10 protein-coding genes and 3 pseudogenes are annotated in these 16923 nt (G+C 71.7%); 2 read left to right on the forward strand and 11 right to left on the reverse strand.

Features of this window, described 5'->3' with window-relative positions; translation table 11 throughout:
- Nucleotides 1-474 (reverse strand): annotated as a pseudogene (locus tag ACWD0J_RS38920) (hypothetical protein); the annotation flags it as partial.
- A gap of 418 nt (nucleotides 475-892) precedes the next feature.
- On the opposite strand from ACWD0J_RS38920, the gene ACWD0J_RS38925 reads away from it, so the two are divergent.
- Complete coding sequence (locus ACWD0J_RS38925; RefSeq protein WP_451500600.1) at nucleotides 893-1066, forward strand: hypothetical protein; 174 nt, start codon at nucleotides 893-895, stop codon at nucleotides 1064-1066.
- A gap of 25 nt (nucleotides 1067-1091) precedes the next feature.
- On the opposite strand, the gene ACWD0J_RS38930 is transcribed toward ACWD0J_RS38925, so the two are convergent.
- The 10 genes and pseudogenes from ACWD0J_RS38930 to ACWD0J_RS38975 form a co-directional block, all read right to left on the reverse strand.
- On the reverse strand, nucleotides 1092-2252 hold the full coding sequence (locus ACWD0J_RS38930; RefSeq protein ID WP_451500601.1) for a tetratricopeptide repeat protein: 1161 nt from the start codon (nucleotides 2250-2252) through the stop codon (nucleotides 1092-1094).
- Entirely contained in the window at nucleotides 2249-4090 is a 1842-nt protein-coding gene (locus tag ACWD0J_RS38935) for a condensation domain-containing protein (protein ID WP_451500602.1), read from the reverse strand. The genes ACWD0J_RS38930 and ACWD0J_RS38935 overlap by 4 nt, the downstream gene beginning before the upstream one ends.
- A 19-nt stretch (nucleotides 4091-4109) precedes the next feature.
- On the reverse strand, nucleotides 4110-5858 hold the full coding sequence (locus ACWD0J_RS38940) for an ABC transporter ATP-binding protein (RefSeq protein ID WP_451500603.1): 1749 nt from the start codon (nucleotides 5856-5858) through the stop codon (nucleotides 4110-4112).
- Nucleotides 5855-7549 (reverse strand): ABC transporter transmembrane domain-containing protein, encoded by a 1695-nt coding sequence (locus ACWD0J_RS38945; protein ID WP_451500604.1) that lies wholly within the window; start codon nucleotides 7547-7549, stop codon nucleotides 5855-5857. Before ACWD0J_RS38945 ends, ACWD0J_RS38940 begins: the two co-directional genes overlap by 4 nt.
- Before the next feature lie 12 nt (nucleotides 7550-7561).
- Nucleotides 7562-8173: a GTP cyclohydrolase I FolE gene (folE, locus tag ACWD0J_RS38950; RefSeq protein WP_451500609.1), complete on the reverse strand. Its 612-nt coding sequence runs from the start codon at nucleotides 8171-8173 to the stop codon at nucleotides 7562-7564.
- A 25-nt stretch (nucleotides 8174-8198) separates the two neighbouring features.
- Nucleotides 8199-9038: an alpha/beta fold hydrolase gene (locus ACWD0J_RS38955; RefSeq protein ID WP_451500605.1), complete on the reverse strand. Its 840-nt coding sequence runs from the start codon at nucleotides 9036-9038 to the stop codon at nucleotides 8199-8201.
- On the reverse strand, nucleotides 9035-9559 hold the full coding sequence (locus ACWD0J_RS38960; protein ID WP_451500606.1) for a 6-pyruvoyl trahydropterin synthase family protein: 525 nt from the start codon (nucleotides 9557-9559) through the stop codon (nucleotides 9035-9037). The genes ACWD0J_RS38955 and ACWD0J_RS38960 overlap by 4 nt, the downstream gene beginning before the upstream one ends.
- Entirely contained in the window at nucleotides 9556-13998 is a 4443-nt protein-coding gene (locus ACWD0J_RS38965; protein ID WP_451500607.1) for an SDR family NAD(P)-dependent oxidoreductase, read from the reverse strand. The genes ACWD0J_RS38960 and ACWD0J_RS38965 overlap by 4 nt, the downstream gene beginning before the upstream one ends.
- Nucleotides 13995-15785 carry a non-ribosomal peptide synthetase gene (locus ACWD0J_RS38970; RefSeq protein ID WP_451500608.1) on the reverse strand — a complete coding sequence of 597 codons (1791 nt, stop codon included), beginning with the start codon at nucleotides 15783-15785 and terminating at the stop codon, nucleotides 13995-13997. Before ACWD0J_RS38970 ends, ACWD0J_RS38965 begins: the two co-directional genes overlap by 4 nt.
- Before the next feature lie 299 nt (nucleotides 15786-16084).
- Nucleotides 16085-16345 (reverse strand): annotated as a pseudogene (locus tag ACWD0J_RS38975) (FCD domain-containing protein); the annotation flags it as partial.
- Nucleotides 16346-16730: 385 nt separating this feature from the next.
- Between ACWD0J_RS38975 and ACWD0J_RS38980 the strand changes: the two are divergent.
- Nucleotides 16731-16923: pseudogene (locus ACWD0J_RS38980) on the forward strand (ISL3 family transposase); the annotation flags it as partial.

Raw genomic sequence — 16923 nt, forward strand, 5'->3', positions numbered from 1 at the left:
CATAAGGGAGATCACGTGGCCGGGTGGTTCACAGCGCGTCGCCTTCACCAAGGCGCCGAACGGCGGCTCTCCCTGCCGGGCCGGCGCCATCAGCTCCGGCTGCAGTTTCAGCGGATCCTTCATCGGGCGTCTCTGGGACGACAGGGCGTCCAGCACGCCGTGGACGTGCGGCCGCAACCCGACCACCACCGAGTAGCGCCAGCCGTACACCGTGGCCGCCTCTCTGGCCGCCGCGAACTTCACCGCGTCCGATTCCTCGATCAGATCAGCCGGGCGTACGTCGAACAGCCAGATGCCGCCGTCGGGCATCACCGCGAGGTAGTCGGGGATGTGTCGCTCGCGGCCGTGAACGGTTTCGAAGCCCAGCTCGAACGGCTGCGACAGCACGTCCTGTACGCGCACGAAGTCGAGGGCCAGGAGCAGCCGTCGTTCCTCCAGGGACTCGAATCCGTGCAGCCGACCGGTGGAGACCATGAATTCCAGCCCCGGCCGATGCTTCTGCTTCGATCGCCAACTGAAGCCCCGGACCGGACGTGGCCAGCAACGGTACCGACGGCAGGTCCCACAACGGCCAGGCCACCACCTTGCCCTCGCCGATCAGCCAAGTCCCGCTTCACCGCCGCGTCCAGCCATCTCCCAGCCGCAGATGACCACGAAAGACGGCATCGCCGTCGTACGCAGCGATCAGATGTTCCAACCCGCACAAGTCCGACCGGACCAGGGCCTTCGCCGAAGTGCTCACGTGTCTACGGCAGCACGTTCGCTGAGCCGGCGGAGCAGATCACCGGATTTGACCACAGCTCGATGTCGTGCGATCACTCGGCGACTCAGATCCGCCACTTCTCGTGAACACCCGCCAACAGAGCAGGGCGATGACTCCGACAGAGCCGAGGTGGACCAGGACGACTGGGAGCTCTGCTTGAAAGCCTTCCAGGACTGCGACGAGTTCGCCCTCTCCCTGAGGATGGACACCGCCGTCCTCCCCTCGCCAGACTTCGTCAGCTTCCTGACGTCCCTGGAACGCCGACTCGTCGACGCTCTGCCGGCCCCGGACGGGCTCGCGTAGTACCGGGACCGGCAGTGGGTCGGGTTCATCTGGTGTAGCGGGTCAGGAGACCTTGGGACGCCAGGGTGCGGTAGTCGTTGTCGCCGAGGACACGTCGCTGGTCGGCCACGAGTGGTGCGAGGATCGAGACGGCGTCCTGGATTTTCCCCCGGGCGCCGTGCCAGCGGCCCAGTTGGTGGCGGACCGCAAAGCCCAGTTCATGGGTGGCGCCCAACTCGTCCTCCACGTCGGGCAGCAGCCCGCTCAGCGCCTCGATCGCGCCGTCGGGATCTCCCGCGACCCCGCTCCACAGTCCGAGTTGGAGCCGCGTGGACAAGGTGTGGTAGTCCCGCTCGCCGAGGGTGCGCTCGCTCTCCTCCAGGAGGGTCCGGTACTGCTCCAGGGCTCCTCGGACGTCGCCGTTGAACCCTCGCCAGTACGCCACATTGTTCCGGGCCTGCAAGGTATAGAAATCCTCGCGGCCCAGCATTGCGACCACATCCGCCAGCAACTGCTCGAACGACTCCAGCGCACCGCCCGCGTCACCGGACTCCCCACGCCAGTACGCGAGGTTGTTGCGGATCATCAGCGTGTCCCGGTCGTCGGCGCCGAGAACGCGCTCGCAGTCCGCCACGAGCCCGCGGTAGTCGTCCAGGGCCCGCTTGACGTCGCCGTTGACCCCGCGCCAGTACGCTTCGTTGTTCCGGGCCGACAGCGCGTGCGACCCCTCCCGGCCCGACATCGCGACCGCGTCGGCCGACAGCCGCTCGAACGACTCCAGCGCACCGCCCGTGTCACCGGACTCACCTCGCCAATACGCGATGTCGCTTCGGAGTTCGAACACCTCATGGTCGTCGATGGCGTCGCGGCGCCGTGCCTCCAGCAGATCCTGAAGGCGATCGGCCGCCTTCCCGGCGTCTCCCGCGACACCCAGCCAGAACGCCCCGGCCCGTACGAGGTGGCGGGCGGCATCGGTGTATCCGGGCCCCGAGTCCAGGAGTTCGCCCGCCCGCTCCTCCGCGAGCTCCACCGCCGCCCGGGCCTGGCCCGCGAATCCGAGGGCGAATATCGCGGCGAGCGGTTCCGGGGGATCCACAGAATTCGCGGAATCCGCCGGGTTCCGGTGATTGAACGCGTACGGCCTGCTCTCGGGGAGAATCGCGTGGCCGTTGTTCCTTCTCAGGAATGCGGTGGTGGAGACGATCATGCCGCTGCCCTTGTCATCTTGAGCGCCAGACGGCGCAGCGGTGCCGTACCGACGAAGTCGGCGTGCCGGAGCCCGGAGTATCCGCGCTTCCGCACTTCGGCCATGACGGACGGTATGCGCAGGAATTCGCCGCCGTTCTCCGCATACGTCCGGGACGTCTTGAGTTCGACCTCGGGGTATACGGCCTCGAAGGCCTCTTTCAGCGCCTTCTCCGCCGCGCTGTCGGTGTTCTCCCCGGGGGCCGGGGCCGCGGTGGTTCCGGTGTGCTCGACGACATAGCGGTGCGGCTGGACGATTGAGGGGAAATCGGTGGCCATGTCCCGCAGGTACTCCGCGATGTCCTGCTCGGTCAGGTCCGGGCTCTTCGCCACGACCCGTGCGACGAGCTCGGTGGTGTCCTCCCGTGGGGCGGTGAACACCTCGGCGTCGGCGATGCCGGGGTGTTCGGTCAGCAGCGCCGCGATCTTGTCGAGGTGGACCCAGGCGTTGTCCAGCGACACCCATCCACGCTGCTTCCACGGGGCGTCGAGCCGTACACCGGCCACGAGTTCACCCACCCGGGCGTCGGGGTTCCCGGCGATCCGTTCCAGCAGCCCGAGGAAGGTCTCCACCCAGGGCACTCCGGCGCTCTCGGGCAGTACTTCCGAGGGTGCCTTGACCGCGATCTCCAGCCCTCGGTCCGACAAGGACGCGTCCACGAGCATGCCGGCCACACGCCAGTCCATCCTCGTCTGCGTGATGCGCTCCGGCTCGGCCGACCGGTCGGCGAACAGCGGCTCCTGGTTGGCGTAGTGGTACTCGAAGATGATGCCGGGTTCGACCTTGGCGCCCTGCCGCAGTGCCTCGCGGGACTCGCTCATCACCAGGTCCCCCACGTGGTACCTGGCGTTCATGTACATCTCCATCAAGGAGAGATGGCAGGTGCGCAGGGTCTTGCGAACCGTCAGGTCGCGGGGCAGGCCGAAGACGATCCGGCCGCCCCCGGCCAGGCGGCACACGCTCTCCTGGGTCTCCTCGTCCCACCGGTTCGCGAACACCGAGAGCAGCACGCACACGTCGTGCTCGGTCCATCCCGCCACGAGCAGCGAGAGCACGCCCTGCACGACGGTCGGCTCGGTCACCTGGCAGGTCTGCGCGATGCGGGCGCACAGTTCGGCGCCGCGCCGGGAGACCACCGTCGTCTCGTAGCTGACGGACCCCTCGGGCGCCGGCCAGGAGAAGGGGATCGAGGTGTGCGGGCCGCGCCTCAACTGCTGCTGCCAGTAGGCGAGCGCCCGCCGGCTGGCCTTCCGCTGCTCCGCCGCGTTCTCCCACTCGGCATGGTCCAGCGGATGCGGCCCCGGCCCGCCCGCCGGCAACGGCGTGCCCGGTTCCCGCAGGAGCAGCTCCAGTTCGTCGCGTACCTTCTCGATCGCGACCCCGTCGACGGAGATCTGCCGGAACACCACGAGCAGGTCCGTCACCCGTTCCTGCGCCACGCCGACGACGGCGAAGCAGGAGGAGCGCTCGAACACCCCGGTCGTGGGGACGGATCGCTCCAGCGAGGCGTCGTCCCCGGTGCCGTCCGAGGGCACGACGATCAGCTGCGGCTCGCACTCCGCGTGCACGAGCTGGCGCGGCGCGCCGGAGGCGTCGCTGTCGTAGGTGGTGCGCAGTGCCTCGTATCTCTCCAGCAGTGTCCGCAACGCGTGCCGTACCTCGTCGACCGTCACCCCCGCGGGAACGGCGATGCGCTTGGCGTAGGCGTCCAACGGCCTGTCGCCCCGTACCGGTTCGCTGTCCAGCAGCCAGTACCAGTGCTGTGCCCAGCCCACCGGGCCGGAACGAATGATGTCCATGCGCACACTCCTGTCGTCGTCAGACACGGCCACCGCTCCACGCCTCCCACAGCTCCGCGTAGGTGCCCCGGGACTCGACGAGTTCGGTGTGGGTGCCCAGTTCGGTGACGCGGCCCTTCTCGACCACCGCGACGCGGTCGGCTCCCTCGGCCGCCTGCAACTGGTGGGTGATGGTGATGAGGGTCCGGCCGGCCAGGGCCCCGGCCAGGGCGGCCTCCGCCTCACCGGCGGAACGGGTGTCGAGCCCTACGGTCGCCTCGTCGAGGATCACCACGTCGGGGTCGGCGAGGAGCACTCTGGCCAGCGCCAGTTGCTGGGTCTGAGCGAGGGTGAGGGAGTGGTTGTTCTCTCCGAGCACGGTGTCGAGGCCGTCGGCGAGGTCCTCCAACCACGTGGCGCCCACGCGGTCGAGTACGTCCCGCAAGGCCGCGTCGTCGGCCTCCTCCCGGGCGAGCGCGAGGTTGTCGCGCAGGCTGGCGGCGAACACGTGGTGCTCCTGGGTCACCAGGACGACCGTGCGGCGCAGGTCCTCCAGTGCGATGTCCGCGCTCGGCACGTCCCCGATCGACGCGGTTCCGCCTCGGGGCCGCTCGACGCCCGCGATGAGCCAGGCCACGGTCGACTTGCCGGCCCCGGACGGTCCGACGACGGCGAGACGTTCGCCGGGCCGGACGTACAGGTCGAGCCCATGGAGGATGTCGGGCGCGTCGTCGTAGCCGAACGTGACCTGGCGCAGGGCGACATCACTGCCCTCCGTCCGTGCCGTGCGCCGCTCGGGCTCGACCGCGCCGATGCCCTCCACGCGGGCCAGCGCGGCGGCGGCCTCCTGGAACTCGGTGAGCGAGTACATGATCCGGTCCAGCGGCCCGGAGAGCCGGTAGGCGAGCATCGCGCAGGCGACGACCGCCCCCGCACTGGCCCCGCCGCCGAGCGCCACGAGTCCTCCCGCACAGAGGATCATGGACACCGGAAGGGCGTAGGCGAGGTCGAGGGTGGGCAGGAACCAGCTCTGCATCCGGATGACGCGCCGCTGCTGCCGGTACCGGTCGTCCGCCAGTCGGTGTCCGACGGCCGTGCGCCGGTCCCGCAGCCCGTGGGCGGCGACCGTGCGCGCGCCGACAGCCGATGCGGTGAGGGCCTCGGTGAGGTCGCCGAGCGCCGCGCGTTCCGCGAGGAAGGCCGGGCGCGCCTGTCGTACGTACGCCCGCGCGGCCAGCAGCAGCGGTGGCAGTACGACGGCGAGCATGAGCGCGAGAAGCGGGTCGACGAAGAACGCCGCGGTGACGACGACCAGCACCTCGATGACGGCCGCCAACACCTCGGGCCCGGTGGAGCGCAGCAGACCGGCGACGGTGTCGACGTCACCGGTGGTCCGTGTGGACAGATCGCCGGTCCCCGCGCGCTCGACGGTGCGCAGGGGCAGCCGCAGGACACGTTCGAGGGCCTGCTCCCTGATGCGGGCGGAGGAGCGGTCGCCGAAGCGGTGGCCGAGACGCCGGCCGAGTCGGGTCAGCGTCATCTGTGCCACGACACAGCCGAACAGCGCCGCGCAGACGGCGTCGACCCGGGTGGCGTCCCAGTCGTCCCGGATGCCGTCGACGACGCCGCCGAGCATCACGGGCAGGGCGGCGCCCGCCCCGGCGGCGGCCAGATACAGCAGGCCGACCGCCACGACCGTGCCCTTCTCGTGCCCGAGCAGCCGGTAGACGGTACGGCGGACGTCGCGCGGTTCCGCGACGGGCAACCGGAACGACTCCGTGGCGCTCACGGTGCTCCCTTCCTCGTACGGGTGGCGACGAGCCCGCCGGACCGCGCGGCCGCGTTCGCGTGCCCGTCGCCGCCGGTGTGCTCGTCGTCCGTGAGCCGCACCACGTGATCGGCCCTGGCCAGCCAGAGCGGTGACGAGCTGACCACGACGGTGGTGCTGTGCCGCCGCGCCGCCGCGAGGCGCTCGGCGATCCGCGACTCCGTGGTGGCGTCGACGGCCGAGGTGGGCTCCACGGCCAGCAGGACCGGGGGGCGGGCGGCGATCGCCCGGGCCAGCGTGAGCCGTTGGCGCTGGCCGCCGGAGAGGTTGCGGCCCCGGTCGGCGACCGCGCCCTCCAGGGTGCCGCCGAGCTGGGCCAGGACGTCGTCGGCGGAGGCGGTGTCGAGGGCGGCGAGGGCCGTCTCGTCGTCGGGGGCGTTGAGCACGTCGCGAAGCGGGCCGGCGAACAGGTAGTCGTCGTCGGCGACCAGCATCGCCTGCCGGCGCATCGCCTCCGCCTCGATCCCGCTCAGCGGCCGCCCGTCCCAGGTGACGCCGGCGTCCGGGCCGCCGTAGCCGGCCAGCCGCTCCAGCGCCGCGGCGGCCTGCGCGGTCCGGTCGGCCACGACGACGGTGAGTTTCCCCGCCGGGACCACCAGCCCCGTCCGGGCGTCGCGCAGATCGCCGTACGGGGTCGGCTCCCCGCTCTCCCCTGGGGCGCCGTCCGCGACGGCGAGCGCCGCCACGAGCCGGCCGGCGCCGACGTGTGCGGCGACTATCGCGTGCGCGTTGCCCAGGAGGGAACCGGAGTACATGATCAGCCCCGTGGCGTAGCCGAAGGCGGCGCTGAGCTCACCGACGCTGATGGCACCGGACAGCGCCAGTCGGGCGCCGAGCCAGGTGACCGCGGCGAGATAGCCGAGCGGCACCGCCTGTTGCAGGGCCTGCACCCAGGAGCTGGGGTCGGTGACCCGGTAGGCGGAGTCCCGCAGCCGCCGTGACTGCCGGCGGTAGCGCTGAAGGAACCGCTCCTCGCCGCCGATCCCGCGCAGGACCCGCAGCCCGGCCGTCACGTCGGCGGCCTGGCCGGTGAGGTCGGCCAGCTCGTCGCGGTAGTTCCGCTGCAGTCGCTGCAGCCGGCCCAGCAGCGGTCCGGCGATCAGCGTCGTGGCGACCACGCCCAGGCCGATGGTGACGCCGAGCCACGGGTGGATGCGCCAGACGAGGACCGTGCCGAGCACGAACGCGATCAGGTTCATCGCGCCGTGTCCGACCGTGGAGTACATCGACGCGGTGGCCTGGTTGTCCCCGGTGACCAGATTGACCATGTCGCCGGCCGGGACCCGCCGCCCCTCCCGGCCGGCCCGCTCGCCGAGCCGTTCGGTCAGCCGGTCGGCGGTGCGCCGCTGGGCCTCGGCCTCGGCCAGCGCCATCTGCCGGTAGCCGATGACGTAGGCGAGCGGATTGATCAGGGAGACCGCGAACATGCCGAGCGACCAGGAGAGCAGGGCGCCCCGGTCTCCGGCGACCAGCCCCTCGTCGACGATCCGGGCGAGGAACCAGGGCAGCACCATGTGGACGACCGCCGCCGCGCCCAGGGCGACGATGGCCACGACCATGCGTGCGGCCCCGGGGCGCAGGACCCTGGCGACCAGTCCCCAGGGCGTCGTGGCGGCCGACAGGTCCGCCGCGTCGTGGTGTGGAGCGGGCATCGCACTCCCCCGTCAGGCCGCGCCGCGCCGCAGCAGTTCCATGGCCTCGTTACGGGTGCGGGGGTCGCTCTGCAGCGTGCCCCGGACCGCCGAGGTGATGGTCCGGGCGCCGGCCTTGCGTATCCCGCGCATCGTCATGCAGGTGTGTTCGCACTCGATCACCACCATGACCCCGGCGGCATCGAGCGCCGCGTGCAGACAGTCGGCGATCTGCGAGGTCAGCCGCTCCTGGACCTGCGGCCGGCGGGCGTAGATCTCCACCAGCCTGGCGAGCTTGGACAGCCCCGCGACACAGCCGCTCGGTCCCGGCACATACCCGATGTGGGCCTTGCCGACGAAGGGCAGCAGATGGTGCTCGCAGAAGGACTGCACCTCGATGTCGCACACCATGATCAGCTCTTGGTGGCCCTCCTCGAAGGTGGTGCCGAGCGCGTCGGCCGGGTCGACGCGCAGCCCGGCGAAGAGCTCCGCGTAGGCGTGGGCCACCCGTCTAGGGGTCTCCTTCAGCCCGTGACGGTCGGGATCTTCTCCCACCGCCACGAGGATGTCGCGGACGGCGTCCTCGATGCGGGCCAGGTCGACCGTGCCCCGGGTGCGCACGTCCGTGTCCCGGCTGCTCACCAGCCGGGCGGCCACTACGTCCTTGTGATCACTCACGGGATGCTCCTGCGTAGGTCGGGGAGTGGTCCGTCACCTCGGCGGCGAAGGCGGTCAGACGCGCCGCGGTGGCCCGTGGCTGATCGATGTGGGGTGAGTGGCCGGTGTCCGGGAGGGTGACGCACCGCCCGGAGGGCGCCATGGCGGCGAGGGCACGGGCGTCCTCGGCGGTGAGCAGCGCCGACGCCTGGCCGCGCAGCACCAGGACGGGTACGCGGGTCGCGGCCAGCGCCTGGCCCGCGAGCGCCGCCCGTTCGGCGTCGGCGTCCGACGGCGTCCGCCTGGGGGGGTCCGGTGTGCCGTGCGGCAGCCTGCGTGCCGCGGCGTCGATGCTGCGGAGCGTGGCCTCGGACGCCATGGGGTATTGCTCGCGCAGGCCGCGCGGCCCGCCAAGGGCACCGGCCGGCCCCGGGACGGCGGGGCGCGGCTCGGTGGCGCCGAAGTGGGAGGCGACGGGTTCGACCATGATCACGCCTCGGACGCCGGGCAGGGCCGCGGCGACGAGCGTGGCCAGCGGAGCCCCGGCCGAATGACCCACCACGATCGCCGCCTCGGCGGTCACCGGTTCGCCGAGCAGACGGTCCAAGAGTTCCTCGGTGCGCGCCACGGTGCCGCGCGGGGCGGCGCAGTCGGCCGCGGCACCGGCCAGGTCGGCGGCGAGGAGCGTGATCCGCGAGCCCGTCAGCCAGCGGGCGACCGGTGTCCAGTGCGCGGCGGACTGCTGCCATCCGGGCAGCAGCAGCCAGGGGGTACCGCCCGGCCGTGGCACGACCGCCGTGATCAGTGAGCCCGCCGCGGCCGTGTCGCTGAAGGGGCGGTCCTGGCCGCTCACATCGGCCCCAGGGCGTCCGGGGCCCGGAAGACCACCGCGTTCTTCCGTGATTCGCGGGCGACGACGCGCAGCACCCGTACCCGGCCGGAGGTGCGTTCGCGGACCAGGCGGTCGACGCGCTCATGCACCCACTCGGCGGCTCCCTCCATGCCGGTGTGGTCCATGATCCGAAGGTCGATGACCCCGGAGCGCCTGAGCTCCTCGAACAAGTCCCGCTGGGGATCGTCGACGGCGATCAGGGTCGTGTGGTCGAACTGCTCCTGGAGCAGCGCCCGGACCTCCTTCAGATCGCCGAAGTCGACCACGAAACCGGTCTTCGCTTCGAGTTCGCTGCACCCGAACTCGATCTCGAAGCTCCGCTCGTAGCCGTGCAGGAAGGCGCACTTGCCGTCGTGCGCCCAGGAGCGGTGGGTGCAGGGCAGGTCGTCGAAGAGCTTGGTGACGGAGAACCTGGCCGGCGCGTGGTGGAGTGGGCCGGACTCGTCGGTCCGCGTGGCCGGTCGTACGGCGTGGTCGGTCATGCTTCCCCCTCGTGGTCCTGGCCGTGCACGGTGGCTCGGGTGATCTCCTTCGCCATCTGCGTGATGGTGGGGTTCTCGAACAGGGTGATGGCGCTGAGCACCGTGTCGAACTCCTGGCTGAGCCGATGGGCGAGCGAGACGCCGAGCAGCGAGTCGCCGCCGAGCGCGAAGAAGTTGGAGTCCGGATGCAGGTCGTTGGCGCCCAGGAGGTCGGCCCAGGCCCGGGCCACCTGCTCCGCGACCGGGTCGGCCCAGGCCACATCGGCGGGCTCGGGGACCGGCTCGGTCGAGGGGACGTCCTCGGTGCCGCGTACCCACTGGTCGATACGGGCGTCGAAGTCGGCGGTGGAGACGAGGACCTGATGGGGCGTGGTCAGGTTCATCAACCGGCCGTAGATCTCGGCGCCTTCGCTGGGACGAATCGCGATCTCGGCGACGACGCCGAAGTCGGGGGAGGCGAAGGACGGTGAGACCACCGACTCTTGGGGGGCGTCGTCGTCGCGTTCCCGGAAGATCCAGCCGTCCCAGTTGACCGTCATCCACGGGATGTCATCGCCTCGGTGCCGTTCGGCGAACGCGTCCATGTACGCGTTGCCTGCGGTGTAGGCGTAGAAGCCGAGGCCGCCCAGGTGCGAGGAGAGGGAGGACTGCATGAGGACGAAGTCCAGTCGGCGGCCTCGTAGGAACTCGGCCAGCATCAGGGTGCCCTGCACCTTGGGGCGCAGCCGTCGCGCGCAGTCCTCCCGGCCGGTCTCGGCCAGGCTGCGGAAGGCCCGTCGGGTCTCGAAGACACCGGCGGCGTGGACGACTCCGTCGAGTCCGCCGAAGCGGCGGTCGATCTCCTCGAACAGGGCGGCCGTCTGTTCCCGGTCGGCCGCGTCACAGCGCACGGCGAGCACCTCGCCGCCGAGCGCCTCCAGCTTGCGGATCCGCTCGGCCCGTTCCGCGAGCCCCGGATCGTCGTCGGGCAGGGCGGCGTCGGGCTCGGTGGGCGGCACCGCGTCCAGTCCGGTGAGGACCAGCCGGGCACGGCAGGTGCGGACCAGGTAGTCAGCCAGGGTCATGCCAATGCCGCCGAGCCCGCCGGTGATCAGGTAGACGCCGCGCTCGCGCAGGCGTAGCGGCAGCTGTCCATCCTCGACCTCGGGCAGGTGGTCGCGTTCGTAGGCGCGCGCCCAGCGCCCGCCCGGGGCGAGGGCGACCGCGTGGTCCCCGGCGGGGGTGCGCAGTTCCGCCACCGTCTCGGTGACGTCGGGAGCCGCGCTGATGTCGATCGAGCGGGCGGTGACGAAGGGGAAGTCCTGCGGGATGACCAGCGCGGGCCCGGCGAGCAGGGAGCGCTCCGGCGACACGGCCGGGCCGGTGCCGTCGAGCGGATGCACACCGTGGGCGACGATGTCGAGCCGTACGGGAGCGGCGCCCTGGTGGGAGGTGAGGGCCTGGAAGCCGAACAGCAGGGTGTAGAAGCCGTGCGCCAGTTCGGTGTCCAGGGCGGCGAGCCGGCCGTCGAGATCTCCGGAGTCCGTCAGGACGTCCGCGCACCACAGGTGCACGACCCGCTGGACGGGCCGGGAGCGCAGGTCCAGCCCGGCGAGCGCGGCCTTGACGGATTCCTCGTCGCCCGGAACGACATCGTCGAAGGGGCGCAGTACGAGGCATTCGACGCCGAGCGCGCGCAGCTCGGCGACGACCCCGTCGCTGAACCCGTCACGCCCCGCGAACACCAGCCAGCGCTGGCCCGCCACGTTCTCCGGTTGCGGAGAGCGTCGGCGCATGCGCCAGCTCGGGTGGTACATCCAGTGGTCGAGGGAGCGCTCCCGCACCACCATGCGCTTGCCCTTGCGGACCGCGGCCAGCTCGCTGCCCTCCGGGCGTTCCTTCAGGTGGGGGCGGAGATCCCACACCCGCGAGGGCAGGTCGACCGTGGTCACGGCCTCGTCGGGTCGGCTCAGGTCCAGCTCGATCCCGGTCGCCCACAGCCCGGCCAGCGCGCGCAGGTAGGCGGCGCGGTGGTCATCGGCGGACCGGCAGGGGTGGACGGTGACGACGTCCGCCGCGCCGGAGACCACCGCGCGTCCGAGGAAGCCGTCGGGGCTCAGGTCGACGAGCGCCGGGCGGGTCTCCTTCACGAGGTCGCCCACGGAGCGGGCGGCCACCCGAAGGTCCACCGGCTGGACGAGGTGCCGCTCCCAGTACGAGGACAGCGGTCCGTCGGAGCCGAGCGTGGGTATCCAGCGGCTCGCCTCCCCGGGCGCGGCCGACCGGGCGGGGGTCGCGAAGGCGGCCGCGGACTCGCCGAGCAGCGGCGAGTGGTACGGCAGGTCGACGTCGGCGTCACGGCAGGCCAGGCCGGCCGCGGTGAGCCGGTCGCGCAGCTCGTCGGCCGCGTCGGCGGCGACCGCGAACACCGTGCGCTCGTCGGAGAGCACGGCCGCCGGGACCAGGTCCGGGAGTACTTCGGCGGCCTGCTCCGGGCCCGCCCGCACCACCAGCATCCGGCCGGCCGGAGCGGTGCGGTCGAGTTCCTCGCCCCGGTCGACCAGCAGAGCCAGGGCCCGGTCGGCGTCGAGGGCCCCGGCGGCGACGGCCGCGGCGTACTCGCCCAGGGAGTATCCGGCGCAGGGGCCGTCCGGCAGCCCTCGGTGCCGCAACTGCTCGATGACCGCCAGGACGACCGCAGTGTGCCAGGCATGGCGCTGTCCCCGGGTCAGCCGCTCGGGGGCGGCGAGCGCCGTCTCGACGTCCGGGGTGCCGGGGCGAGGCTCGCCCAGCCGGGACCAGTGGCGGCGCAGCGCGTCCGTGAACACCGTTTCCCAGTCCCACAGCGCGCGGGCCAGGGAACCGAGGTCGGAGCCCTGTCCCGGGACGAGGATGACGGGGGTCACCGCCGCGGAGGCCCAGCCCTCGACGGCGAAGGCGGAGTCGCCCTCCAGACCCGAGATCGCGGCCTCCCGGTCCCGGGCGATCACGGCCAGCCGGTACGGCTTGGGCTCCCGGCCCCGGCGCAGGGTCCCGGCCACCGCGTCCAGCCGGACCCGTGGCTCGGCACGGAGGTGATCGGCCAGCCGTACGGAGGTGGCGAGGCAGGAGTCCGGAGTGGCGGCGGAGACCTGGAGCACCACGTGGTCGGCGGTCTCGGCGGTCTCGGCGTACTGGGCGTGCTCGGCGTGCTCGGCATGCTTGGCCCTGCCCGCCGTGGCCGGGACACCGCCGACGACGGCGTGGACGTTCGTGCCGCCGAAGCCGAAGGAGCTGACGCCGATGACCGCGGAGTCGGGATCGGGCATCGGGGCCGCCTCGGCCGGGACGACGAAGCCCGCCTCGCCCACTGACCCGGACGGCTCTACCAGGTTGGCGACCGGCGGCAGCGCTCGGTGCCGCAGCATCTCGCACGCCTTGATGAACCCCACCACGCCGGCGCCGACGCGTAAATGTCCGACGTTTGCCTTGACCGATCCGAGCGCGATCCGGGACTCCGGGCCGTAGGCGGCGGTCATGGCATCCAGCTCACTGCGGTCGCCCAGTCTGGTGCCGGTTCCGTGGCACTCCACATAGGTGACCTCGCCCGGCTCCACGCCGCCGGCGGCGAGCGCCTGTCGGATCACATCGGCCTGGCGGGAGGACTTCGGGGCGGTGAACGACGCCTTGGCCGCGCCGTCGTTGTTGACGGCCGACCCGAGCAGCACCGCCCTGATCGGCCAGCCCTCCCGCTCGGCGACGCTCCGATCGGCCAGCAGCACCAGGCCGCCGCCGGAGCCGAACACCGTGCCGGTGGCGTCCCGGTCGAAGGGCCGGCAGACGCCGTCGGCGGCGAGGATGCCGCCTTCCTGGTGGAGGTAGCTCATGGGCTGCGGGTGCTCGATGTCCATTCCGCCGGCCAGGGCCAGATCGCACTCACCGGCCCGGATGGCCTGCGACGCCGAGTGGATCGCCAGTAGCGAGGAGGAACAGGCGGAACCGATCGAGATCGCCGGTCCGGTCAGGCCCAGCTTGTAGGCGATGCGGGTGGCGGCGTAGTGCGGGTCGCCGCCCATCAGGGCCGACATGCTCTCGGTGCCGTTCAGGGCCGGGTCCCACGTCTGCAGCAGATAGGAGCTGAGGCCGGTGGCGGCCCACACCCCGATGTCGTAGTCGAACGCGGAGGGCCGCAACCCGGCCGCCTCCAGCGTTTCCACGGCGCACAGCAGGAGCAGGCGCTGCTGGGGATCGATCTCGGCCGCGTCCTTCGGTGAGTAGCCGAAGAAGTCCTCGTCGAACTGCTCCGTTCCCTCCACCAGCCCATAGGCGTGGACGCGGCCGCCGGCCGTGGCGCCGACGTTGGTCGCGGCACGGGTGACCACGTCCCTGCCCTCCGCGACGAGTTTCCACAGTGCGGCGACGTCCGACGCACCGGGAACCCGACACGCGTATCCGAGGACCACGACATCGCGGTCGTTCACGGCATCACTCCTTCTGTAGGGACGGGCGGCACAGGGGCGCCGTCCGGGCGTCGGGCCGCCCGCCGCCGGTCGACGACGCTGCCCCGGGGGCTTGCCTGACGTACTCGTGACTGTGCTTGCGCGGCCCGGTCGGGCCGGTCGGAAAGAGCCTCGATCTGGAGGGTGATCCGGGGGTGGTCGAGGAGGAACGACGGGGAGACCTCTCGGCCCAGCTCTCTGGTGAGCCGGGCCGCCGCGGCGACCATGCCGAGGGAGTCCACACCGCTCTCGAAGAGGTTGGCGTCGGCGGAGAACCCGCTCCCCAGCAGCTCCGTCCACACCCCCATCACCGTGGCGGCGAGCCCGGCGCCACGGTCCGACGCCCGCGGCGTCCGCCGAAGCGCGGCCAGGTCGGTCTTGCCGTGGGCGGTGCGGGAGATCGTCTCGTGCACGACGGTGCGGACGGTGACCGGGCCGTCGAGCAGCCGCAGCACCCGCCGCCGCACCTGGGCCGCCGTCTCGGCCCGCGCCGCCCCCGCGGGTACGACGGCCACCAGAAGGCGTCCGGCCGAGGCGTCGTCGTCGACGGGGTACTCCTCGACGGCCGCGACCGCCTCGGCCACGAGTCCGTCCTCGGTGAGGGCCCGCTCGATCTCGTCGAGGGCCGTCCAGCGTCCGGCGAGCTTCACCCTGCGCTCACTGCGCCCGGTGACCACCAGCCCGCCGTCGGGAGCCCAGCGGCCCCGGTCTCCCGTACGGAACGCCCGTTCCGCATCGCCAGCGGCGGCGAACTTCGCCCCGTGTGCGGCGGCGTCCAGATACCCCGCCGACACCGTGACGCCCCGCACCTCGATCTCCCCCTCGGTGACGGTGTCACCCGGGGGAACCGGCACGTCGTCCCGGCCGAGCAGGACGACCTCGACGCCTGGGAGCGGGCGCCCGACATGGCCCGCGAGGACCGCGTCGAGCCGCTCGGCGGTGACGAGGTCCGCGGTGATCTGCCCGGAGGTCTCCGTGGCGGCGTAGGTGTTCACCACGACCGGCGGCACGCCCCTCGTCCGTCTGAAGACGTCACGCAGCGGTGCCCGGTGGGCCGGTTCGCCGCTGAGGAGCAGATGCGAGGGAAGCGGCGCGTTCTCCGCGCTCACCAGGACCGACAGTTCCGACGGGGTCAGACACACCACGTGAGGGCCGCTCTCCTCGGACAGCATCCGGGACAGGGCCGTGAACGTCACCGGCTCCTCGCGTTCGACGAGGACGAGCGTCCCGCCGAACGTCAGGCTCCCGAGCACCTCGCAGATGCTGAACCCGAAGGTCAACGGATGCAGTTGCGTCCAGGTGGCCAGTGGCGGCAGGTGGTCGCGGAACCGGGCGTACAGGCTGGCGAAGACCGCCCGCAGGCCTTCCCTGGTGACCACCGTGTGCTTGGCCGGGCCGGTGCTGCCGGAGGTGGACAGGATGTAGGCCGGGGCGGAGAGCGGCGAGAGGTGGCCGGGCCAGGCGGAACGGTCCGACACGATCGCGCGGACCACCGGCTCGCTCTCCCCTCCCGCCGGCACCGGGGTGAACGCCGCGTCGGCGGCCAGGATCGCCAGCAGGGACACGATGGTGCGGGCGGTGCGCCGCTCCGGTAGGGGCAGCGGTACGAGAGAGCCGGGCCCCACGCCGTTCCGGCGCAGTTCGGCGGCCTCTTCGACGACCAGGTCGTGGAGCCTGGCGTAGGTCAGATTCGTCTCTCCGTCCGTCAGCGCCGTCGCCTCCGGCGGCGCCGCGGGGCGTTCGAGCGGCAGCCCCAGACAGAGTGCCAATAAGTCGATGGGAATTACGGAACTCCTCAGCCGGGTTTCGAGCGTGCTCTGACGAACCTCTCCGGTGAAGCGCTTCGAAGACGAAGCACTGAGGAGAGGTGTCATGTTTCGCGCAAAATGCTGCGATTGGCCCCGTTATCCTCCCCCAGGTTCTCAGGTCTTTCGGAACGACCTATCGAAGCGCTTCGACGATGGTGAGTCAGGGTGAGGCCTGTGTCAAGAGTTGAGGTCGATCAAGAAACCGACGCACTGACGCCGGGGCCTGTCCGGCGGACTCGGGCCCCGGCCTTTTCGGGCTAACCGGCGACGATCGCCTCGATCAGCGGCCCGTGCTCCTCGACGTGGCCGACCATGTCGGACAGCCGGTCGATGAACAGGCACCAGATGCAGGTGGCCAGGTTGTCGTGGCGGACAAGGGTGTCCTCCAGGTACGGGTCGTGCGCGGCGTCGTAGATGGCGCGGTGGGCCTGGAGGTCCAGACGCATGAGCTCGGCGGCGTCGCGCCGAGCGGAATCCGCGCTTTCCAGCTCCCGTCGCAGGGCCGTCAGGGTCGCCCGGTTCTTTGGGGACGACGGCGCCCAAGTACCATGCGTCAGCGGTCAAATGCCTTGGGTGCAGATCTTGAGGGTGCCGCGTTGGGGTGATTCGCAGGGGTCTCGGGCGTGTCCGGTCGTGTCAGCTTTTACCGTCGCCGGGGCCGAGCCCGCTGTGAGGGTGGGAGAGCCGGTTGAGCCAGGTTACCTTCAAGGTGTCGCCCTCACGCAGCAGCTGGATACGCGTTTAGTGGGTCTTCGAACTTGAGCGGTGTGCCCCCTTCGCGTGCACTGACTGGTAGTCACTGTGCGTGATGAGCGGGGCTGTTGGTGGCCCTGGACGCAGGACGCCCGTGGTCCTGGGTGATCATTTCTGTTCTCTACGCAGAATGATCGTCTGGGAGCCACAGGCTTGGTCAACGATACGACGTTGCTGCTGGGCCTCGACGGGGTGTCCGTCCTGAGGGTCGAGCGGCTTCAAGGCGGTGGGCGCCGGGTCCAGCTGGCCACGGCGGACGCCTCGGCCCGGGCCTGCCCGGCCTGCGGGGTCTTCGCCTCCCGGGTGAAGGGCTCGGCAACCACCCGGCCACGTGATCTCCCTTATC

This window comes from Streptomyces sp. NPDC003011, assembly GCF_053591515.1.